Annotated in this window: 15 protein-coding genes; 10 read left to right on the top strand and 5 right to left on the bottom strand. The window is 74.3% G+C overall.

Translation table 11 applies throughout. The features are described 5' to 3' along the window. Position 1: 1 nt before the first annotated feature. The 7 genes from ACZ6PY_RS25630 to ACZ6PY_RS25600 all read left to right on the top strand — a co-directional run bounded on the left by ACZ6PY_RS25630 (position 2) and on the right by ACZ6PY_RS25600 (position 11,625). Positions 2–1,075, top strand: coding sequence for a TauD/TfdA family dioxygenase (locus ACZ6PY_RS25630; RefSeq protein ID WP_466076086.1), 1,074 nt, complete (start codon positions 2–4; stop codon positions 1,073–1,075). Then, a complete protein-coding gene (locus ACZ6PY_RS25625; protein ID WP_466076083.1) occupies positions 1,072–2,148 on the top strand; it encodes a TauD/TfdA family dioxygenase in 1,077 nt (358 codons plus the stop codon). Before ACZ6PY_RS25630 ends, ACZ6PY_RS25625 begins: the two co-directional genes overlap by 4 nt. After that, a complete protein-coding gene (locus tag ACZ6PY_RS25620) occupies positions 2,145–7,430 on the top strand; it encodes a non-ribosomal peptide synthetase (protein ID WP_466076080.1) in 5,286 nt (1,761 codons plus the stop codon). The genes ACZ6PY_RS25625 and ACZ6PY_RS25620 overlap by 4 nt, the downstream gene beginning before the upstream one ends. Further along, entirely contained in the window at positions 7,427–8,599 is a 1,173-nt protein-coding gene (locus ACZ6PY_RS25615) for a trans-sulfuration enzyme family protein (protein WP_466076077.1), read from the top strand. Before ACZ6PY_RS25620 ends, ACZ6PY_RS25615 begins: the two co-directional genes overlap by 4 nt. A gap of 85 nt (positions 8,600–8,684) precedes the next feature. Continuing rightward, positions 8,685–9,401 carry a DUF1223 domain-containing protein gene (locus ACZ6PY_RS25610; RefSeq protein ID WP_466076074.1) on the top strand — a complete coding sequence of 239 codons (717 nt, stop codon included), beginning with the start codon at positions 8,685–8,687 and terminating at the stop codon, positions 9,399–9,401. 32 nt (positions 9,402–9,433) lie between these two features. Next, positions 9,434–10,636, top strand: coding sequence for an MFS transporter (locus ACZ6PY_RS25605; protein WP_466076069.1), 1,203 nt, complete (start codon positions 9,434–9,436; stop codon positions 10,634–10,636). 11 nt (positions 10,637–10,647) lie between these two features. Further along, positions 10,648–11,625, top strand: a complete 978-nt coding sequence (locus ACZ6PY_RS25600) for a DUF817 domain-containing protein (RefSeq protein ID WP_466076066.1) — start codon at positions 10,648–10,650, stop codon at positions 11,623–11,625. Here the strand turns inward: ACZ6PY_RS25600 and ACZ6PY_RS25595 are convergent. Then, complete coding sequence (locus ACZ6PY_RS25595) at positions 11,600–13,249, bottom strand: glycoside hydrolase family 10-like protein (RefSeq protein WP_466076063.1); 1,650 nt, start codon at positions 13,247–13,249, stop codon at positions 11,600–11,602. The two genes, ACZ6PY_RS25600 and ACZ6PY_RS25595, sit on opposite strands and share 26 nt — an antisense overlap. A 150-nt stretch (positions 13,250–13,399) precedes the next feature. Next, positions 13,400–14,602 carry a S1 family peptidase gene (locus ACZ6PY_RS25590; protein WP_466076060.1) on the bottom strand — a complete coding sequence of 401 codons (1,203 nt, stop codon included), beginning with the start codon at positions 14,600–14,602 and terminating at the stop codon, positions 13,400–13,402. A 622-nt stretch (positions 14,603–15,224) separates the two neighbouring features. On the opposite strand from ACZ6PY_RS25590, the gene ACZ6PY_RS25585 reads away from it, so the two are divergent. Beyond that, the gene (locus tag ACZ6PY_RS25585) at positions 15,225–16,862 is read left to right on the top strand and encodes a PP2C family protein-serine/threonine phosphatase (protein WP_466076056.1); all 1,638 of its coding nucleotides are present in this window, start codon (positions 15,225–15,227) and stop codon (positions 16,860–16,862) included. A gap of 58 nt (positions 16,863–16,920) precedes the next feature. Beyond that, on the top strand, positions 16,921–17,361 hold the full coding sequence (locus ACZ6PY_RS25580; protein ID WP_466076052.1) for an ATP-binding protein: 441 nt from the start codon (positions 16,921–16,923) through the stop codon (positions 17,359–17,361). 14 nt (positions 17,362–17,375) lie between these two features. Here ACZ6PY_RS25580 and glpK read toward each other — a convergent pair whose 3' ends face one another. After that, complete coding sequence (gene glpK, locus ACZ6PY_RS25575) at positions 17,376–18,893, bottom strand: glycerol kinase GlpK (protein WP_466076045.1); 1,518 nt, start codon at positions 18,891–18,893, stop codon at positions 17,376–17,378. A 977-nt stretch (positions 18,894–19,870) separates the two neighbouring features. Here glpK and ACZ6PY_RS25570 point away from each other — a divergent pair. Continuing rightward, positions 19,871–21,295, top strand: a complete 1,425-nt coding sequence (locus ACZ6PY_RS25570; protein WP_466076038.1) for a helix-turn-helix domain-containing protein — start codon at positions 19,871–19,873, stop codon at positions 21,293–21,295. 3 nt (positions 21,296–21,298) lie between these two features. On the opposite strand, the gene ACZ6PY_RS25565 is transcribed toward ACZ6PY_RS25570, so the two are convergent. Next, positions 21,299–21,865, bottom strand: coding sequence for an NUDIX hydrolase (locus tag ACZ6PY_RS25565; RefSeq protein WP_466076034.1), 567 nt, complete (start codon positions 21,863–21,865; stop codon positions 21,299–21,301). 52 nt (positions 21,866–21,917) lie between these two features. Next, complete coding sequence (locus ACZ6PY_RS25560; RefSeq protein WP_313722179.1) at positions 21,918–22,229, bottom strand: NIPSNAP family protein; 312 nt, start codon at positions 22,227–22,229, stop codon at positions 21,918–21,920. Positions 22,230–22,363 lie beyond the last annotated feature (134 nt).

The following is a 22,363-nucleotide window of genomic DNA, read 5'->3' as shown; positions in this document are numbered from 1 at the left end:
GATGACTGAGCAGAACCGGGTCGCGCGGACCATTCCCCGCCGCGGCCGTGAGCGGAACCTGGTGGACGTGCGCCCCGACTGGCCCGGCGGGCCGCTGCCGGCGCTGGTGCGCGCCAACGTGCCCGACGTCGACCTGACCGGCTGGCTGGCCGGCCACCGCGACGAGGTCGACGAGCTGGCCCGGCGCGCCGGGGCGGTGCTGTTCCGCGGCTTCGCCGTGGCCGGCGCCGACGACTTCCGCGCCGTGATGGCGGCCCTCTCCGGCGACGTGCTCTCCTACGGCGAACGCTCCTCACCGCGCAGCCAGGTCACCGAGGGGGTGTACACCTCCACCGAGCACCCGGCCGACCAGCCGATCGTGCTGCACAACGAGCAGTCGTACACGGTGAACTGGCCACTGCGGATCGTCTTCCACTGCGAGGTCGAGCCGGCCGCCGGCGGGCGCACCCCCCTCGCGGACAGCCGCCGGGTGCTGGCCCGCCTCCGCCCGGAGACGGTCGCCGGGTTCGAGCGGCACGGGGTGCTCTACCGGCGCAACTACCTGCCCGGCATCAGCCTCTCCTGGCAGACCGCGTTCCAGACCGACTCGCGCGCTGAGGTCGAGGCGTACTGCGCCCGGGCGCTGATCGACGTGGAGTGGGTGGGCGAGGGCCAGCTGCGGACCCGACAGGTCCGGCCGGCGGTGCGCCGGCACCCGGTCACCGGGGAGCGGACCTGGTTCAACCACGCGCTGTTCTTCCACGTCACCTCGCTGCCCGACGACGTCAGCGCCGGCCTGCGGGCCGCCCTCGGCGAGGAGGACCTGCCCTACCAGACCGCGTACGGGGACGGCACGCCCATCCCCGACGACGTGCTGGCCGAGCTGCGGGCCGCGTACGCCGCGGAGACCCGCTCCTTCGCCTGGCAGCGCGGCGACGTGCTGCTGGTGGAGAACATGCTGGCCGCGCACGCCCGGGAGCCGTTCACCCCGCCCCGGCGCATCCTCACCGCGATGTCCGACCCGGTCGCCGCGCCCGAGCTGACCGAGGCGCTGCGCGCGGGCGCCGTGGCGACCGCGACGGGCGGCCGGGCGTGAGCGCGGGGAGTGAGCCGGGCCTGCGAGCCCCGCAGTCGCGTACGAAGGACGGCGCAGCGAGCGGGCCGGCGCCCCGGCGGCGCGCCACCGGCACGGTCACCGCGCCGGTGACCCGGCGGGTGCTCGTGGACGAGGAGTTCGTGCTGCTCGTCGAGGCCGCCGTGCCCGACCTCGATCTGGCCGGCTGGCTCGCCGGCCGCCGCGACGAGCTGCTGGCCGACCTGGACCGCCACGGCGCGGTGTTCTTCCGCGGCTTCGAGGTGCGCACCCCCGACGACTTCAGCCTGGCCGCCCGGGCGGTCAACCCGGACCTGCTCGGCTACCTGGAGCGGGCCGCGCCCCGGCACGAGGTCGCCGACCGGGTGTTCACCTCCACCGAGTTCAACGCCGAGCAGTGGATCCCGCTGCACCACGAGATGTCGTACTCGCACAACTGGCCGACGCACCTCTACTTCTGGTGCGCTCAGCCGGCCACCGGCAGCGGCGGGGCCACCCCGCTGGCCAGCGAGCGGGTCATCACGCCGCTGATCCCGGCCGACGTGCGGGAGCGGTTCCTCCGCACCGGCGTCAGCTACGTGCGCAACTACGGCCCGCACCTGGACCTGCCCTGGCAGGAGGCGTTCCAGACCACCGACCGGGCGGAGGTGGAGGCGTACTGCGCCGCCTCGGCGACCGAGTTCACCTGGCTGGGCGGGGACGGGCTGCGGACCCGGGCCCGCCGGCAGGCGGTGGCCACGCACCCGCGTACCGGGGAGACGGTCTGGTTCAACCACGCCCACCTGTTCCACGTCTCCAACATGCCGGCCGAGGTGTCCGGCGCGCTGCTGCGCGAGTACGGCCCGGACGGGCTGCCCCGCAACGCCTACTACGGCGACGGCGAGCCGATCCCCGACGAGGTGGTCACCGGCATCCGCGAGCTGTACCGGCAGCACGCCGTCTCGGTGCCCTGGCAGCGCGGTGACGTGCTGGTGGTGGACAACTTCCTGGCCACCCACGGCCGGGAACCCTTCAGCGGCGACCGGCAGATCCTGGTCGCCATGTCCGACCTCTACGTGAACCGGAGTGTGGTGTGAACGGATACCGTCTGTCGCCGATCCAGCGCCTGGCCTGGGCCGGCAAGCAGGACCTGGTCCGGGCGCGGGTCCGGCTCGACCGGCCGCTGGACCGGGCCCGGTTGCAGGCCGCCGTCGACACGGTGGTGGCGCGGCACGAGGCGTTGCGGCTCACCCTGGTGCACCACCCCGGGCTGCGGGTGCCGTTGCAGGACGTGGACGACGCCCGCACCGTGACGGTCGGGGCGCAGGGCGACCTGTCGGTGACGCTGACCGAGGACGCGCTGGAGGTGGCCGCCACCCCGCTGATCGCCGACCCGGCCAGCCTGCGGCTGCTCCTCGCCGACCTGGCGCGGGCCTACGCCGGCGAGGCGCTGCCGGAGGACCCGGAGGCGTTGCAGTTCCTCGACGTGGCCGAGTGGCAGCTGGAGGAGCGGGAGCAGGCCCCGGCCGCCGAGCCGGCCGCGCCGGCCGCGCGGCTGGTCACCCCGCACGGTGACGACCCGAGCGCGGCCGTCACCGCCACGGTGCCCGCCGCCGCGCTGGCCGGCGCCGCGGGGGACGCGGGCGTCGCACCCGGTACCGTGCTGCTGGCCGCCTGGGCCGTCGCCGTGTCCCGCCGGGCCGAGGCGCCGGACGGGGCCGACGAGGCGGACCTGGTGCTGGCCCGGTGGAGCGACGGCCGGCAGGCCGACGGCACCGCCGGGGTGGTGGGCCCGCTGGGCGGCTACGGGCCGCTCCGGCTGCCCCTGCCGCTGCCGGCCTCCGCCGCCGACCTGCTGGCGCTGGTCGGCGCCGCCGAGGCCGCGGCCGACGAGACGTTCCACCTGGTCGACCCGGTGGACGAGCAGTCCGGCGCGGTCGCCGGCTTCGCGCTGCGGCCCGCGGTGGATCCGTCCACCGTGGCCGGTCTCGGCGGGGCCGCGGTGACGGTCGCCGACCCGGCGCCGGCCACCGGTCCGCAGCTCACCGCGCTGACCGACGGCGACCTGGTCACCCTGCGGGTGGTCGGCGGGCAGTGGCTGCTCGACGCGCTGCTGGCGGTCCTGCGCACCCTGCCCGCCGCGCTGGCCGGGGACGCCCCGCCGGCCCTGCTCGGCGACGCGGAGGCCGGCTGGCTGGCCGACGCGGCCGGGACCGCGGCCGAGGCGCCCGGCCGTACCCTCGTGGACCTGCTGGACGCGGGCCTCGCCGGGATGGCCGGGGACGCCCCGGCGGTGGTCGCCGCCGACGGCGCCTACACCGCCGGTGAGCTGCGCGACCGGGCCGGCCGGGTGGCCGGCGCCCTCGCGGCGCGCGGCCTGGCCGGCGCGCCGGTCGGGGTGCTGGCCGCCCGCTCCCGGGACACCGTCGTGGCCTTCCTCGGCGTGCTGCGGGCCGGGGCGGTGTTCGTGCCGCTGGACCCGGACGCCCCGCCGGCGCGCCTCGCCGCCCAGCTCCGGGCGGTCGGCGCGGAGGTCGTGGTCGGCGCCGGCGGCCCGGCGACCGTGAGCGTCGCGGACCTGGTCGCGGCCGGCGGCCCGCCGCCGGCCGCGGCGCCGGTCCCGGCCGACCCGGCGTACGTGATCTTCACGTCCGGTTCCACGGGAACGCCCCGCCCGGTGCGGGTGTCGCACGGCGCCGCGGCGCACCTCGCCGGGGCGCTGGAACAGACGGTGTACGCGGGCAGCCGCCCGGGCCTGCGCGTGGCGGTCAACGCCCCGCTCACCTTCGACGCCTCGGTCAAGCAGCTCGTGCAGCTCGGCCACGGGCGCGGCCTCTACCTGGTGCCCGAGGAGGTCCGCCGGGACGGCGCGGCGCTGGCCGCCGCACTGGCCGACCAGCACGTCGACGTGCTCGACCTGACCCCCGCCCAACTGCGCATCCTGCTCGCCGGCGCCGGCGACACCCCGCTGCCCGGCCTGCTGCTGCTCGGCGGCGAGGCGGTCCCGCCGGACCTGTGGGAGACGGTCGCGGCGCTGCCCGGCGTCCGCGCGGTCAACCTGTACGGCCCGACCGAGTGCACGGTGGACACCAGCGCCGCGGAGATCCGCGCCGGGGACGCCCCGAGCATCGGCCGGCCGCTGCCCGGCGTCGCGGTCTGGGTGCTCGACGAGTGGCTGCGGCCGGTGCCGCCCGGCGTGGCCGGGGAGCTCTGCGTCAGCGGCCCCCAGCTCGCCGACGGCTACCTGGGCGACCCGGAGGCCACGGCCCGGCGGTTCGTGGAGGTGGCCCTGCCGACCGGGCGCACCGCACGGGTGTACCGGACCGGTGACCGGGTCCGATTCGACGCCGACCGGCGGCTGCGCTACCTGGGCCGCCTGGACGACCAGGTGAAGATCCACGGGTTCCGGGTGGAGCCCGGCGAGGTGGCGGCCGTCCTGCGCGGGCACCCCGAGGTCGCCGACGCCGCCGTGGTGGCCCGCGACGACGACGGGTACGGCGACCGCCTCGTCGCCTACGTCCGGCCCGGCGCCGGCCCGGCCCCGGCCGTCGACGTCGACCGGATCGCCGGGGTCAACCCGCACGAGACCCGCTACCTGTACGACGAGATCTTCGTGCAGCAGGTCTACCTGCGCGACGGCATCGTGCTGCGGCCCGGGGCGACGGTGCTCGACGTGGGCGCGAACATCGGCATGTTCTCGCTGTTCGTCCACGCCGTCTGCCCGGACGCGACGATCCACGCGTTCGAGCCGGTGCCGTCGGTGGTCGACGTGCTGCGGCGCAACGTCGCCGAGTTCGGCGTGCCGGCCACGGTGCACGGGTTCGGGCTGTCCCGGGCGGCCGGGGAGGTCTCCTTCACCTACTACCCGGGCTACTCGATGATGTCCGGCCACGCCGCGTACGCCGACCCGGCCGCCGAGGTGGCGGTGATCAAGCGGTTCCTGGCCAACGAGCGGGACGCGGGCGCGGGCGAGCGGGACGTCCTGCTCGGCCGGGTCGACGAACTGCTCGCCGAGCGCTTCGCCGGCCGGCGGCTCACCGTGCCGGTCCGGCCGCTCTCGGCCGTCCTGGACGAGCTCGCCCCGGAGCGGATCGACCTGCTGAAGATCGACGTGCAGCGGGCCGAGGCGGACGTGCTGGCCGGCCTCGACGACCGGCACTGGCCGCTGATCGCGCAGGTCGCCATGGAGGTGCACGACGCTCCCGGCACCGACACCGCGGGCCGGCTGGCCGAGCTGGTCGCGATCTTCGAGGCGCGCGGCTTCACGGTGGTCACCCGGCAGGACGACCTGCTGGCCGGCACCGACCGGCACACCCTGCACGCGGTGCGCCCCGAGTACGCCGCCGACCCGCGCCCGGCCGTGGTCACGCCGGCCGCGCCGGCGGCCGGCCCGCTGTCCGAGCGGCTGCCCGGCTGGCTTGCCGACCGGCTTCCCGCCCACCTGCTCCCGGCCGCCGTGGTCCTCCTCGACGAGCTGCCGCTGACCCGCAACGGCAAGCTCGACCGGGCGGCGCTGCCCGCGCCCCGGCTCGGCCGGCCCGGCGCCGGCGGGGGCGTCTCGCCCGCCAACCGGGCCGAGGAGATCCTGGTCGAGGCGTGGCGCGAGGTGCTCGGGGTGGCGGACTTCGGGGTGACCGACAGCTTCTTCGCCCTCGGCGGCGACTCGATCCGCAGCATCCAGATGCAGGTGGCGGCGCAGAAGCGCGGGCTGTCCTTCCAGCTCAACGACATCTTCACCCACCAGACGATCCGGGAGCTGGTCGCGCACGGGCAGCTCACCGTCGACGGCGTCGAGACGGCACCCGGCGCGGCGGAGGCCGGGCGCTTCGCCCTGGTGGCTGCCGCCGACCGGGAACGGCTGCCGGACGGGCTCGCGGACGCGTACCCGATGACCGCCCTCCAGCAGGGCATGGTCTACCACGGCGAGCTGACCGGCGACCCGGCCATGTACCACAACGTCACGGCGCACCGGGTCGCCGCGCCGCTGGACGCGGCGGCGCTGCGCCGCGCGCTGGCCGGCCTGGTGGCCGCCCACCCGGTGCTGCGGACCGGGTTCGCACTGGGTTCGTACTCCGAGCCGTTGCAGCTCGTGCACGCGGACGTGCCGGTCGAGGTGCCGGTGACCGACCTGGCCGCCGCCGACCCGCAGGCCCGCCGGGCACGGATCGACGACCTGGTGGCCGAGGAGCGGGTACGCCCCTTCGACTGGGCCCGCCCACCGCTGCTGCGACTGCACGCCGTGCGGGAGGACGCGGACGCGTTCACGCTGCTCGTCGCCGAGTACCACGGCATCCTCGACGGCTGGAGCCTGCACCGGTTCCTCACCGACCTGCTCGCCGCGTACGACGCCGAACGGGCCGGCCGGGCCCACCCGGCCGACCCCGGCCTGCCGTTCCGGGAGTACGTGGCCGCCGAGCGGCACGCCCTGGCCGACCCGGCCTCCCGCCGGTTCTGGCTGGACGGCGCCGGTGCGGCGCGGCCGCTGCTGCTCGGCGGGGCGCAGCCCCGGACCACCACCACCCAGCGCGTGCCGTTGAAGGCGGGCACCACCGAGGTCGTCGCCGGGGCGGCCCGGGCCGCCGGGGTGCCGGTCAAGTCCTGGCTGCTCGCCGCCCACCTGCGACTGATCGGAGAGCTGGCCGGCCGGGACGACGTGGTCAGCGGCCTGGTGGTCGGTGGCCGGCCGGAGGGCGAGGGCAGCGACGCCACCCTCGGGCTGTTCCTCAACACCCTGCCGGTGAGCGTGGCGCTGGGCACCCGGTCGCCGGCCGAGCTGGCCGCCGAGGTGTGGCGCGCCGAGCGGGAGCTGATGGGGCACCACCGCTTCCCGCTCGCCGAGATCGTCCGCGCCGGCGGGGGCGTCCCCCGCTTCGACCACTTCTTCAACTGGACCCACTTCCCGGCCGGTCCGGCCGGCGGCGGGAGCCGCGTCGTGGACAGCCGGGGCATCACCGTCGACGTGGCGTTCAGCCTCGCCGTCGACGCCGAACTGGACGCCGGGACCGGCCGGCTGGCCCTCACCGTCCAGTACGACCACCGGCACGTGCCCGCGGAGCGGGTGGACGCGCTCGCCGACGGCTTCCGCCGGCTGCTCGCCGCCGACCCGGCCGCGCCGCTGCCGCCGGTCGCCGCCGCCGGGCCGGCGGCCGGCGACCCGCGCGGCGAGTGGGCCGCCCGGGTGGCGGGGGCCTGGCAGGAGGTGCTCGGGACCGCGCCGCGCGACCCGGCCACCGACTTCCTGGCCGCCGGCGGGGACTCGCTGCGCGCCCTGCGGCTGGTCACCGTGCTGCGGCAGCGCCACGGCAGCGACCTCACGCTGCCCGAGTTCACGGCGCTCGGCAGCTACGGCGCGCTGGTGGACCGGGTGGCGCGCTCGTGACCGGCCTCAGCACGGCCGCCGTGCACGGCGACGACGGCCTGGTCCCCGGTGGGGCGGTGGCCCCGCCGATCGTGCAGAGCGCGACGTTCAGCGCCGAGTCCGACGAGCGGTTCACCGAGATCGCCACCGAGGCCCGGGGCAGCGCCTTCTACACCCGCTACGGCAACCCGAACCACGCGCAGGTGGCCGCCGTGGTGGCCGAGCTGGAGGGGGCGGAGACGGGCCTGGTCACCGCCTCCGGCATGGGCGCGATCAGCACGATCGCCCTGGCCCTGCTCTCGGCCGGCGACCATGTGGTGGTGCAGCGCAGCACGTACGGCGGCACCACGTCGCTCGCCACCGGCCTGCTGGCGCGTTTCGGGGTGTCCTGCACCCAGGTCGACCAGACCGACAGCGGGGCCTTCGACCGGGCGCTGCGCCCGGAGACCCGCCTGGTGCTCGTCGAGACGCCGAGCAATCCGCTGCTGGAGCTGACCGACCTGGCGGCCGTGGCCGCCTCGGCCCACGCGGCCGGCGCGCTGGTGGTGGTCGACAACACCTTCGCCACGCCGGTCAACCAGCGCCCGCTGAGCGCCGGGGCGGACCTGGTCTGGCACAGCGGCACCAAGTTCCTCGGCGGTCACTCGGACGTGTCCGCCGGGGTGGTCGTCGGCCCGGCCGGGCTGGTCGAGCGGGTGTGGCGGACAGCCGTCGTCACGGGCAGCACGCTCGGCCCGGTGGACGCCTGGCTGCTGCTGCGCGGGATCCGCACGCTGCCGCTGCGGGTGCAGCGGCACAACGACAACGCCCTCGCCCTGGCCCGGGCGCTGGAGGGGCACCCGGCGGTCGCCCGGGTCCGCTACCCGGGGCTGCCGTCGCATCCCCAGCACGATCTCGCGCGCCGGCAGATGACCGGCTTCGGCGGGGTGCTCGGCGTCGACCTCGCGGCGGGCCGGGCGGGAGCGGCCGCCCTGCTGGCCGGGCTGGGGCTGGCGAAGCGCGCGGCCAGCCTGGGCAGCGTCAGCACGCTCGTGGTGCACCCCCGGTCGATGTGGGCGGGGATCGTGGACGCCGCGCAGCTCGCGGCCACCGGCATCGGGGAGGGGCTGGTCCGCGTCTCCACCGGCATCGAGGACACGGCCGACCTCGTGGCCGACTTCCTGGCGGCGCTGGACGGGGCGCCGACCTGAGCGGGGCGGACGTCGGCGCATGGTCCGGGCCGCAACGGGAATCGGAGTGCCGCCAGCAGCACCGACGGACGCCAGGAGCCACGCCATGACGGACCTCTCGCCCACCGGGTCGCCGCCGCGGGCCGGCGACGGCGGCTTCGCCGTCGTGGAGATGTTCACCTCGCAGGGCTGCGAGAGCTGCCCACCCGCCGAGGAGGTGCTCACCGAGATCGAGCGGGACGCCCGCCAGCGGGGCGAGCCGGTCTTCGCCCTGGGGTTCCACGTCGACTACTGGGACCACCTGGGCTGGCCGGACCCGTACGCCGCCGCGGCGTACACCGCCCGGCAGGAGGCGTACGCCCGGGCCTTCGGCACCGGACACCTCTACACCCCGCAGATGGTCGTCAACGGCACGGCCGAGTTCGTCGGTTCCGACCGGCGGCGGGCCGCCGAGGCCATCACGTCCGCGCTGTCGGCGGCGGCCACCACGCCGCTCACCCTGTCGGTCGGGGACGCGGGCGGCGGGCACGTGGTGGTGGACTACCGGACCGAGCATCCGCCCGCGCGGGGCATGCTGCACGTGGCGGTCGTCGAGCGGGGCCTGGAGAACGACGTCCCCCGGGGCGAGAACGCCGGCCGCCGGCTGCGGCAGGACAACGTCGTACGCGCCTTCACCTCGGTCGGACTGGGCGCCGAGGAGGGCCGGGTGGACCTGGCGGTGCCACCGGATCTGGACCCCGCGCAGGCGTCGGTGGTCGGCTACGTGCAGCAGGAGGGTGAGCGGGCCGTCGTCGGCGCCGCGGCCGTCGACGTGTCCGCCTGAGCCGCGCGCCGCTCACCCGAGGAGCACGCCCGATGAGCATCGCCCAGCAGCAGAAGCGCCTCACGCCGAACGTCACCCTGGTCCTGCTCGCCTCGATCATCGTGTCGTTCGTCGCCGCGTCGACGGCCCCGAGCCCGCTGTACGGGATCTACCAGGCGCGCTGGCACTTCTCACCGATCACCACCACGGTGGTGTTCGCCGTCTACGCCGTCGCGGTGCTGGCCTCGCTGCTCACCGTCGGCAAGCTCTCGGACCATGTCGGGCGGCGCCCGGTCCTGCTCGCCGCGATCGCGGTCCAGATCATCTCGCTGGTGATCTTCGTCCTCGCCGGCGGCGTACCGGCGCTGGTCGCCGCCCGCGTCGTGCAGGGCCTGGCGGCCGGCACCGCCACCGGCGCGGCGGCCGCCGCCATGCTCGACATCGACCGTGCCCGCGGCACGCTCGCCAACTCGATCGCCCCGGGCATCGGGACCGGCGTCGGTGCCCTGCTCTCCGCGCTGCTCGTCCAGTACCTGCCCGCTCCGACGCGCCTGGTGTACGTCGTCCTGCTCGTGGTCCTGCTCGTCCAGGGTGTCGGGGTCGTGCTGATGCCGGAGACGGTCACGCCCATGTCGGGGGCGCTGCGGAGCCTGCGGCCGGAGATCCGGCTGCCCCGCGCGGTACGCGGGCCGCTGCTGGTCGTCGCACCGGTCGCCTTCGCCGTCTGGGCCCTCGCGGGGTTCTTCGCCGCGCTCGGCCCGGCGCTCGTGCGCGCGCTCATGAACTCCTCGATCGTGGCCGGGGGCCTGAGCATCTTCGTCTTCGCCGTCTTCGGGTCGGCCGCCATCCTCGTGCTGCGCGACCGGCCCGCGCGGACCGTCATGCTCACCGGCAGCACCGCGCTCGTGATCGGCATGATCATCACCCTGGTGTCGGTCTCCGCCGACTCCATCGCCGGCTTCTTCGTCGGCCTCGCGTTCGGGGGCGTCGGCTTCGGGGGCGGCTTCCAGGGCAGCCTCAAGACCGTCACGCCGCTGGTCGAGGCGCACGAGCGCGCCAGCGTGCTCTCCCTGCTCTACATCGTCTCCTACGTCGGTTTCGGCCTGCCCACGGTGATCGCCGGCTTCCTCGTGGTCCACGGCGGCGGCCTGCGCCGGACCGCCGAGGAGTACGCCGTCGCGGTCATCGTGCTCGCCCTGGTCGCCCTGCTCGGGCTGCGCGGGACGACCCGGACGGCCCCGGCGGGCCCGCGATAGCGTCGACGGCGATGCCCAACCCGTCCGGACCGGCCGCCCTGACCACGGCCGAACGCGCCATCGACACCCGCTCGCGGGCGATCCTCGCCCGGCTGCCCCGGCACGGGCCGGCCGGCTGGCTCACCGAGTTCGCCGTCTTCGGGCTCAAACAGGCCTGGGCGTGCGTCTTCGGTGGGGCGCTGCTGGCGGTCATCTTCGCGGCGCACCTCTGGTATCCGGTGGACGCGGCGTTCGCCCGCAACGACCTCCTGACGCTCGCGGCGGTCGCCATCCAGGTCGCGATGGTGGCCGGCCGCCTGGAAACCCTGCGCGAGCTGCGGGTGGTGGTGCTGTTCCACCTCGTCGGCACGGCCATGGAGCTGTTCAAAACCGAGGTGGGCTCCTGGTCCTACGCGTCCGACGGCCTGCTGAGGGTCGGCGCCGTGCCCCTGTTCAGCGGCTTCATGTACGCCGCGGTCGGCTCCTACCTGGTCCGGGTGAACCGCCTGTTCGACCTGCGTTTCACCCGCTACCCGAGGCGCTGGCTGACGGCGGTGCTGGCCGCGGCGATCTATGCCAACTTCTTCACCAACCACTACGTGCTCGACGTGCGGTGGCTGCTCATCGCCGCCGTCGCGCTCGTGTTCGGCCGCTGTGTCATGCAGTTCCGCATCTTCCGGTACCGGTGGCGCATGCCGCTGCTGCTGGCGTTCCTCCTGGTCGCCTTCTTCATCTGGCTCGCCGAGAACATCGCCACCTGGTCGAACGCCTGGCTCTACCCCAGCCAACTGGGCGGTTGGCAGCTGGTCTCGCCGGCGAAGCTCGCCTCGTGGTTCCTCCTCATGATCATCTCGGTGGTGCTGGTCACCTGGATCTCACCGCCCCAGCCGCCCGACCCCTCGCGGCCGCCCGACGACCGGGAGCCGGCCGCGGCGGCACACCCCGGCGCGGCCGACGTGCCGGGCGGGGCGCCTCCCGCCACCGTCACGCGACGGACGCCGGCGCGCTGAGCCCGCCCTCGTTGCCGCCGCGGTCCAGGCCGGAGACGCAGTAGGTGAGGGGTCCGCCGGCCGGGGCGGCCGGGTCCACCCAGTCCCGACCACGGGTGGTGCCGACGAGTCGGGCCGTTCCGCCGTCCACCCGGTAGACGGCGAAGCCCACGGCGTCGTCGCCGCGCCAGGTCAGCGCCACACCGCCGGTGTCCTGGCGCCGCGCGCCGGTGAGGGCGGGCGCGGGCGGCGGCGCCGCCGGCAGCTGGGCCATCGTGGGCAGCAGCGCGGGGGCGGCGTAGTGCGCCCGGCTGTACCGGCTGACCGCCCCGAGCCGGTCGGCGCGCACCTGGCGGGCGCTGAAGTGCACGCTGCCGCTCACCCCGTACCGCCGGTTCAACGCGAGCTGCCGGTCCAGCTCGGCCGGATCCCGCCAGGCGCCGCGCTCGCCGACCCGGTAGTCGGCCTGGCCGATGTAGAGCTGCACCCGGGTGCCGCGCACCGTGGCCGCCCACCACGGCAGCAGCTTGGCGTAGTCGGCCTTGCCGAAGCCGATGGTCCAGTAGAGCTGCGGGACGACGTAGTCCAGCCACTGCCGCCGTACCCAGAGCCGGGTGTCGGCGTAGATGTCGTCGTAGCTCTGCAGGCCGGCGGTGGCCGAGCCGGCGGGGTCGGTGCGCTTGTTGCGCCAGATGCCGAACGGGCTGATGCCGAACTTGACCCACGGCTTGATCGCCTTGATCCGCTCGCTCATCTCCCGGACCAGGGTGTTCACGTTGTCCCGGCGCCAGGCGTGCTTGTCGGCGAACCGCCCGCCGTAGCGGGCGAACGCCGCGCCGTCCGGGAAGTCCTGGCCGGCCTCCGGGTAGGGGTAGAAGAAGTCGTCGAAGTGCACCCCGTCGACGTCGTACCGCTGGACCGCCTCCAGCATCGCGTCCTCGACGAACCGGCGCGCCTCCGGGATGCCGGGGTTGAAGTAGAGGCGGCTGCCGGGCTTGTCGGCGCTGGGATAGGTCACCACCCAGTCGCGGTGCCGCCGCAGCGGGTGGGTCGGCGCGAGCTGGTCCAGGCGGGGGCCCGGCCCGCCCACGGTGGCCGGCTGGCCGCCGCGGTAGGGGTTGAACCAGGCGTGGAACTCCAGGTTGCGGGCGTGCGCCTCGGCGACCATGAACTCCATCGGGTCCCAGCCGGGGTCGCGGCCGTCGCGGCGCCCGGTCAGCCACTCGGACCAGGGCGCGTAGTTCGACGGCCAGAGCGCGTCCCCGCTCGGCCGCACGTGCACGAAGACCGCGTTGTGGTTGCGCCGCACCGCCAGGTCCAGCCAGCCGCGGAACTCGGCCCGGGCGGCCTCGGCCGGCAGCCCCCGCCGGCTCGGCCAGTCGATGTTGTTCACCGTCGTGATCCACATGCCGCGCAGCTCGCGGGTCGCCCGGGCCGGCCGGCCCGCGCAGTCCCGGCCACCGCCCGCCGGGCCGGCGAGCGCGGCCGCGCCACCCGGATCCGCCGCGCCGCCCTCGCCGGCGACCCGGTCGCGCAGGGCCCAGGCGCCGACCCCGCCCACCACGGCGAGCGCGACGACCACCGCGACGAGCGCCCGGGTGCGGCGGCGGGGAACGGGCGGCACGGGCGTCTCGGCGGAGGGCATCGCCCCAGTCTGCCAGCGCCGCTCGGGCGGGTGAACCGGCCGGAACCGCTTCTTGACGGCGAGCTGAGGCGTCGGCGTGGGCCGGTCCCGGATGGACCGGCCCACGCTGTCGTGTCGTGCGGTACGCCGGCCGTTGCCGGCGTCGGAACCTCAGCCCTGGATGAGCGAGGCGCCGTAGTAGGTCAGCGACCCGATCTGGGCGTCACCGACCGGGCGCAGCAGCGGGGCGTACCAGACGGTCCGGGAGCCGTTGGGGCTCACGCCGGGGCAGGTCGCCGTGCCGAGCACGCCGGCGGAGACGGTGCCGCGCGCGTCGACCCGGCCGTCCGACCGGTACGAGTACACCGGCCCGCCGCTGTCGCCCGGCGCCGCGGCGCAGCCCCCGGCGACGATGTGGTTGGCCTGCGTGACCGGCCCGATCACGTACCCGATGTTGATGAACTGGTTGACCACGTCGACCCGCAGGCTGCAGTGCTCGCCGCTGGAGGATCCGCCGGTGCAGACGTAGTTGCCGACGTAGTCGGAGGCGGCGCCGCCGACCCCGACGCTGGTGGCCGCGTTGTACGGCCCGGTGTAGATCCGGCCGCCGGCCGCGACCCTGATCATCAAGGTGTCCCGGGGGTTCCAGTCGTTGATGATCGGGCCCATCGTGTTGGTGGGACCACCACCGTCGTACGCGACCTGACCGTTGATGCCGCAGTGCCCGGCGCTGAGGATCTGCCGGGCGTCGTTCCAGTACACCCCGAAGCCCGTGCTGCAGCCGCCGCCGGCGTAGTAGCGCGCCCCGCCCCAGTAGGGGGCGAAGTCGTTCTGGCGGTTGAGCGGCGTGGCACTCGGCGTGGTGCTCACGCTGAGCGGCAGCCGCGCGGTACGTAGGACGTCCCGCTTGCCCGACGCCAGCGCCTTGCCGGAGACGGTCACCGCGAGCCCGCTGCCGTCGACCTTGGCGGCGACCGAGACGGCCCGCGGGTCGGCGGCGAGCCGCTGCGCCTCGGCGACCATCTCGCGCTGGTGGAACCGGGCCGGCTTGAACTTCACCGGAACGGAGAGCCGCCGGGCCAGGTCACGGACCGACCCGGGCACCCGGCCCTTCCAGTAGACGGTGAGCCTGCGGGCCTCGGGCGCGGCGACCACGCCGGCGAAGCCCTCGCCGCGGGCGGCGGTGATCTCACCGGCCGCCGCGTTGAGCCGGTCCTGCTCGGCGAACAGCGCCCGCCAACTGGCGAACCCGCCCGGCACGGCCTCGGCCGGCTGGGTCGACGGGGTGACGGGTTTGCTGTCGGCCATGGCCGGCGTCCCGAGGGCGCCGGTGGCGACGATCGCGGCGGCCAACGCGAAAAGGGTACGGCGCACGACCGTTCCCCCGCGTCCGCCCGATGTCATTGGACTCATACGGTGTTACCTCCTGATGATGAGAGCCGCCGGGGCGACAATTCCCCCGGTCGCCCTCGAATTCTGCGGCGCTGAAATTCATTCACCAGGCTCCTGATACCAAACGGACTCAGCCATTTACCCGGACGGGGTGGGCGTGCGACCATTGCCGGTTCCCCTGGCCGGGACATGGGGCTTGAGCAGGGATGACGCCACCCTGTTGCTGCTGTTCGGCAATTCCGAGACTGTCGGAAAAGCGCTTCAACAAAGCGCCCTGGCTCGCCTCGACCGGGTGTCGTCGCAGTCCTGTCACCGGCTTTTCACAAAGCTCTTTCCCATCGATTTTCGAGCGGGGTTCGCCAGGTGGCTCGGCCGACGTCGGATCCGGAAACCGCCACTTCTCACCGAGCAGCGCCGCCGCCCCCGTCGTCTTCGGCCGGCTCCTGGCCGGCCGGAGCGACGCCCGCGGTCATGGACCGGTGACGCGCCGTCCGGGTCCGGCCCGGCACCCGGGCGGGGGCTCCGCCCGAACGGTGCCGTGGGCTCGGGCACCCCCTGAGCCCGGCGCCCCACCGGGGGGTGGGGGTGCGGCTATGGTCGGGCGGTGGATGAGCTGTTCGAGCCGGCAGGGACGCTGCGCTCGGCGTACCGCGAGGTGGACTGGGCGTCCACGTCACTGGGCGCGGTGCGCGACTGGAGCCCGACGCTGCGTGCCGCCGTCGACCTCACCCTGCACTCCCGGTTCCCGGTGACGCTGTTCTGGGGCCCGGAGTTCGTCATGGTCTACAACCAGGCCTACGTCGAGTTGATCGGGCAGAAGCACCCGGCCGCGCTCGGCGCCCCCGCGGCGCGGGTGTTCGCCGAGATCTGGGACGTCATCGGGCCGATGCTCCGCTCGGTGCGGTCGACCGGGCGCGCGACCTGGACCCGGGACATGCGGCTGCTCATGGACCGGCGCGGCTTCCCCGAGGAGTGCTTCTTCACGTTCTCCTACTCCGCGGTCCGCGACCCGGACGGCCGGGCCGAGGGCGTGATCGACATCGCGACGGAGACCACCACGCAGGTGCTGTCCCAGCGGCGGCTGATCATGCTGGTCGGGCTCAGCGACGCCCTCAGCGGCCTCGAGGACCCGGCGGAGATCCTGGACCGGGCGCTGGGGGTGCTGCGCACCGATCCGCAGGACCTGCCGGATGTCGACATCCTCGTCCCGGACGCCGCCGGCGACGCCGCCCGCCCGCCGCTGCCCGCGCTGCCGTCGACGATCCTCCGCGACGGGGACTTCGCGCTGGAGACGACGGCCGACGTCCCCGTGATGCGGATGCGCCTGCCGGGCCCGGCACCGTCCGCGGACGCGGTCCTGGTGGCACGGCTGAGCCAGCACCTGCCCCTCGACGACGGCTACGTGGGGTTCGTGCGGCTGCTGGGCACGACGGTGGCGCAGGCGCTGCAGCGGGCCCAGGCCCGCCAGGCCGAACGGCGGGTCGCGATCCTGGAACGCGACCTGTCCGAGCGGCTGCAACGCAGCCTGCTGACCCCGCCCGCCCAGCCGCCCGGGACCGAGGTGGCGGTCCGCTACCAGCCGGCGGCGGAACGCGCACGGATCGGCGGCGACTGGTACGACTCGTTCCTGCTGCCCGACGGCTCCCTCACCCTGGTGATCGGGGACGTGGCGGGCCACGACCAGCAGGCCGCCGCGGCCATGGCGCAGATCCGCAACGTGCTCCGCGGGGTCGCGTACACGGCGGGGAAGCCGCCCGGCGGGGTGCTGGAGGGCCTGGAGGCGGCGACGCGGGGCCTGGGCGTGAACGCGTTGGCGACCGCGGTCCTGGCCCGGGTGGAGCAGGACGAGGAGCAGGCCCGCAGCGGCGTACACACCCTGTCGTGGTCCAACGCCGGGCACCCGCCGCCGGTCCTGGTCAACCCCGACGGGACCGCGACCCTGCTGCGCACGCCGCCGGAGATGCTGCTGGGCGTCCAGGCCGGCGTCGCGCGCGGCGACCACCGGGTCACCCTCGCGCCCGGCAGCGCCGTCGTGCTGTACACCGACGGTCTGATCGACCGGCGCGACGCGATCATCGACGACGGGTTGGCGGAACTGGTGCGGAGCCTCACCGGCCGGCACGGGTCGACCGCCGAGCAGCTCTGCGACGAGTTGCTGGCCCGATTCGCCGCCAGCAGCGACGACGACATCGCCCTGCTCGTGCTGCGGATTCCGCCGGAGCCCGCCGGCACACCGGGGTAGGCGGGCGGGGCCGGGGCGACGCGGGCGGAAAATCGGAATGCAGGTAGCCTCTTTTCCCATGGGCGGTTCCGTACCGCCGGCCGACATCAATTCCACGGGGGCCGGGCATGCGCGACGTGAGGCGTCGTCGCTGCTCTCCCGGGCCTTCACCGCGGCCAGCATCACCGAGCTGCGGCATGCCGTCGCCGCGGCCGTCGCGGCGGCGGGGCTGACCGACGAGCCCGCCGAGGACTTCGTCCTGGCGGTCCACGAACTGGCGACGAACGCCGTACGCCACGGCGGCGGCGCGGGCCACCTGCACCTGCGGCGGCAGGGTGACCTCCTGCTCTGCGACGTCGTCGATCACGGCCCGGGCATCGGCGCGCCGCCGATCCGGCAGGTCGGCGGGGACGCGGCGGGCGGCCGGGGCCTCTGGCTGGCGGACCACCTGGCCGACTCGCTGAGCCTGCGCCGCCGCGCCGACGGCCTGACCGCCACCGTCACCATCGCGCTGCGCTGACCCGACCGGCACCCTCAGTCGACGTCGACCCAGTCGAGGGTGCGGCCGACCGCCTTCTTCCACCGGGCGTAACCGGTCTCGCGCTGCTCCGGCGACCAGGTCGGCTGCCAGCGCCGGCTCTCGTTCCAGTTCTCGCGCAGTTCGTCGGTGCTCTTCCAGAACCCGACGGCGAGCCCGGCCGCGTAGGCGGCGCCCAGGGCGGTGGTCTCGGCGACCACCGGGCGGCTGACCGGCACACCGAGGATGTCCGCCTGGAGCTGCATGCAGAGGTCGTTGACCGTGACGCCGCCGTCGACCTTCAGGCACTCCAGGGGCACCCCGCAGTCCTGCTCCATGGCCTCGGCCACGTCGCGGCTCTGGTAGCAGATCGACTCCAGGGTGGCCCGGGCGATGTGCGCGTCGGTGTTGAACCGGGACAGGCCGACGATCGCGCCCCGGGCGTCGGAGCGCCAGTACGGGGCGAACAGCCCGGAGAACGCCGGCACGAAGTACACGCCACCGTTGTCCTCGACCTGGCGGGCCAGGATCTCGCTCTGCGCGGCACTGCTGATGATCTTGAGCTGGTCGCGCAGCCACTGCACGGCCGAGCCGGTGACCGCGATCGAGCCCTCCAGCGCGTAGACCGGCGCCTCGTCACCGAACTGGTAGCAGACCGTGGTGAGCAGCCCCGCCGTGGACCGCACGATGTCGGTGCCGGTGTTGAGCAGCATGAAGTTGCCCGTGCCGTAGGTGTTCTTCGCCTCGCCCGGCGCGAAGCAGACCTGCCCGACCGTGGCGGCCTGCTGGTCGCCCAGGTCACCGGTGATCCGGACGGGGCTGCTGAACGGGCCGTGCGGCACCGTGCTGCCGTACGAGCGCGGGTCGGAGGACGGCCGGATCTCGGGCAGCATGGCCCGCGGGATGCCGAAGAACGACAGCAGCTCGTCGTCCCAGTCGAGCGTCTCCAGGTTCATGAGCATCGTGCGGCTGGCGTTGGTGGGGTCGGTGACGTGCACGCCGCCCTCGGTGCCGCCGGTCAGGTTCCACAGCAGCCAGGTGTCGGTGTTGCCGAAGACGGCCTCGCCCCGCTCGGCCGCCTCCCGGACCCCGTCGACGTTCTCCAGGATCCACTGGATCTTCCCGCCGGAGAAGTACGTCGCCGGCGGCAGCCCCGCCCGGAGCCGGATGACGTCGCCCCGGCCCTCGCGTTCCAGGGCCGAGGCGATCCGGTCGGTGCGGGTGTCCTGCCAGACGATCGCGTTGTAGTAGGGCCGGCCGGTCCGGCGGTTCCACACCACCGTGGTCTCGCGCTGGTTGGTGATGCCGAGCGCGGCGAGGTCGGAGCCGGCCAGGCCGTGCTCGTTCATCGCGGTCTGGACCACCGTCTGGGTCCGTTCCCAGATCTCCAGGGGGTTGTGCTCGACCCAGCCCGCCCGCGGCAGGATCTGCTGGTGTTCGAGCTGGTGGCGGCCGACCTCGTTGCCACCGTGGTCGAAGATCATGAAACGGGTGCTGGTGGTGCCCTGGTCCACGGCGCCGACGAAGTCAGCCATGCGGGGGTCTCCTTCCGGTAAGGGGCGAGCCGGCCGCCTTCACTCGTTGCGTCATCTGCTGCCTCCACAAGCGGTGGGAGTGGGTGCACCGTAGAAGCGCCACGCGTCCTCGGTCAACGAAACCCCGCTCACACGAGCCGCGCCATGCGCACCGACGGCCGCTCGCCCCGCAGATGCCGCGCCTGATGCTGCCGCACGTGGTCCTCCCAGACCTCCTGGTCATAGTCCGGAGTCGGCGGCATCCACCGGTGCGAACCATCGCTGTAGTGAACTTCTCGTCGCCGGCACGCAGAATGCTCACCTCATCCACCCCAGAAACCGCCGGTGCAGCGCACCGGCTGGCAGCCAGTGCAGGTCGGTCGACGCTCGCACGAGCTGCGCACCCATGTAGAGCGCAAGCGACACGGGAGCGCCCGCGTACTCCGCCCGCAACTCCTGGCGCCGGGTCGGACAGGGCCATGAACGACCACAGCCACCACACGCCCAGATCGGCAGAACTGGCCCATGGGCGCTCATGGGAAGCACCTGAGCCGGAAGGACGCGCTGGTCACTCCTGCTCTCCCGGCCAGTGCGCCCGGTTGATCGGGATGCGGTGGCGGGCACGGCACGGCAAGTCCGATCCGCAGCGGCAGACCCGACGCCACCTCTGCCACGACCACACCGGCCGGTGCCGTCGCGCCAACGTCATCGCCGCCACAATCAGGTACCCGTCGTACGACACCTGTCGGCCGCCAGAGAGTTGAGGCCTTCTCATCTGCCGTCCCACCAGGACCTGCTGCCGGCCGGGCGAAGGACACGGTGATGGATCGGGTCCGAACAGTCACACGTCATGGCGGCACCATCCCGTTCCGCCCCGGCGACGGGCCATGTCGGCTGGTCATGTCACGACGACATGACCCTCTCGTCCCGCCTCCACCGCACAGCTAGGCTGCGGGGCGAGCACCGTGGGTAGTCGTTCCGCAACGCCGGGAGCTGATGTGTTGCTCGATCCACTCCGTATCCCCGAGGGCGCCTGGACCGATCCCGCCGTGCGCACCGCGCTCGGCAGCCGGGACGTGGGCGGGCTGTTCCGGCGCATCTGTGGTTTGACCGGGGCGAGTCAGACCCGGATCGGTGCCGCAGTCGGATTGGAGCAGGGTTACATCAGTCGCGTCATCGCCGGCCGCAAAGTCACGTCCATCGAGGTGCTGGAGCGCATCGCCGACGGGCTCCAGATGCCGGACGAGTCGCGGATGGCCTTCGGCGGCCTGGCACCCCGCAGACGGCCATGTCACGCCGACGCGGCCCCTCCGCCTCCGGGACGGCAGAGTGCCACGCCGGTCGACCGATCCTGGCGGGACGACATCCGCACCGCTGTACGGCTCTGGGAAGGCGATGTGAACCGGAGAGACATGATCCGCCAGGTGACATTCACGTCGGCCGGCTACACAGTCCCCGCACTCCGTTGGTTCACCGCGCCGACCGGCCAGGCAGTGGCCGCGACGGGCCGTCGTGCCGTCGGTCAGCCCGACATCGACACCATCCATGAGATGTCCACGACATACCGCCGCCTCGACAACCAGTACGGCGGCGGACACGCACGGGTGGCCGTCGCGCGCTACCTCCACCAGGAGGTCACCCCGCTCCTGACCGAGGGACGCTACGACGGCGCCTCCGGCCGCCGCCTACTGAGCGCAGCCGCCGAACTCACCCAGCTCGCCGGCTGGCAGGCCTACGACGTGGCCGAGCACGGCGTCGCCCAGCGCTACCTGACCCTCGCGCTAAATCTCGCCCGCGCTGCCGAGGACGCCGGCCTGGGTGCAGAAGTACTGGCCGCGATGAGCCATCAAGCCACCTACTTGAGTCACGCTGCCGTCGGCGTGGACCTCGCCCGCGCCGCCCGTCTGACCGCCCAGCGCGCCGGCCTTGCCGTTCTCACCGCCGAGGCGTACGTCCTGGAGGCCCACGCCTTGGCGACGACCGGGGACGAACGGGCCTGCGCGACCGCTCTCCATCGCGCCGAGCGGGCGCTCGACCGAGCGGATCGAAGCGCCAATCCCCAGTGGCTGGGTTACTTCGACGAGGCGTACCTGTCGGCCAAGTTCGCCCACTGTTTCCATGCCCTCGACAAGCCGGTCCAGGCCGAACGCTTCGCCATCCGGTCATTGCGGATGGACCAGCGGTATGTCCGCGGCAAGGCGTTCAACCTGGCACTGCTCGCCTCGGTGCAACTGCGACGCGGTGAGCCGGACCGGGCGTGCGCGACCGGCGCGGAGTCGCTGGCCCTGGTCAGGCACCTCCGCTCGTCCCGGGCCGTCCGCTATCTCCGCGACCTTGAGGCCCGGCTGGTACCGCACCGCCGCCGGCCGACGGTCCGACTGTTCCTCGGCCAGATCGGCGCTGCGCTCGGCACTCGGCGCTGACGGCTACAACTCGCCGCTCGTCTGACGGGCGATCAGTTCCAGCACGGCCACCACCGTGCCGGCCCCGACGATCTCACCAGTTCGGATCAGGTTGCGTGCCTCATCCAGCGGGATCCACGCGACCTCTTCCGCCTCGTTCACGTCCGTGGCTGCGCCGGTGCGGTCGGCCGCCCGGGCCAGGAACAGCATGTTCTCTGCGTCGGCGGTGCCGACCCACGGCTGGAAGGACAGCAGCGGCTCGACTGTGCGTGGCCGCCAGCCGGTCTCCTCCTCGACCTCGCGCACTGCACAGACGGCCGGCTCCTCCTGGTCGTCGACGTAGCCGCCGGGCAGTTCCCACACCCACCGGTCGAAGACGAACCGGTGTCGTCGCATCAGTAACAACCGATTCCGCTCGTCGAGCACGGCGACCATGGCGGAGCGGGGCGCACGGATCACGTACTGCTCGAAGCGGACACCGTCCGGCAGCTCGACGTCGGCGATGCTCAACCGCGCTCGCCGGGTGTCGTCCACGACCCGCTCACCGTGGATCGTCCACCGGGTCGACTCCGTTGCGCGCTCCTCCGTCACGGGACAAGTATCAACCGCGCCAGGTTCCGCACGGCGCCGGGAGATCGTGGGATCAGTCGGTCGGCAGGAGTGGGCGCATGAAGGTGCGTTCGTAGCGCAGGACGCAGCCCGACTCGTCGCGGATCCGGTCGGCCGCCACGAACTCCGGGTCGTCGCCGAACCGTGCGCGGTAGCGCTCGTACGCCGCCAGGCTCTCGAAGCTGAACAAAGCCTCGGCCCGGTCGCTGGCTCCCTCGGCCGGCAGGAAGTAGCCGTGGTGCACGCCGCCGTGCTTGGCCACCAGCCGCATCCACTCGCGGGCGAAGCGTTCGAACGCCTCGATCTGCGCGGGGTCCACGGTGTAGTGCACGACGCAGGTGATCACGACACCCACCCTACGGGCCGCCGGGGGGGGGGGGGCCCCCCCCGCCGCCGCGGCCCGGCCCCCGCCGCGGGGCGAGGACCGCCCCCCCCCCCAGCAGCGCCGCGCCGCCCGCGCCCACCCCCCCGCCGCCAAGG

This window comes from Micromonospora sp. NPDC048907 (genome assembly GCF_055586885.1).
Note: the sequence above shows the minus strand (reverse complement) of the source record. Positions and strands in the feature narration are given on the sequence as shown.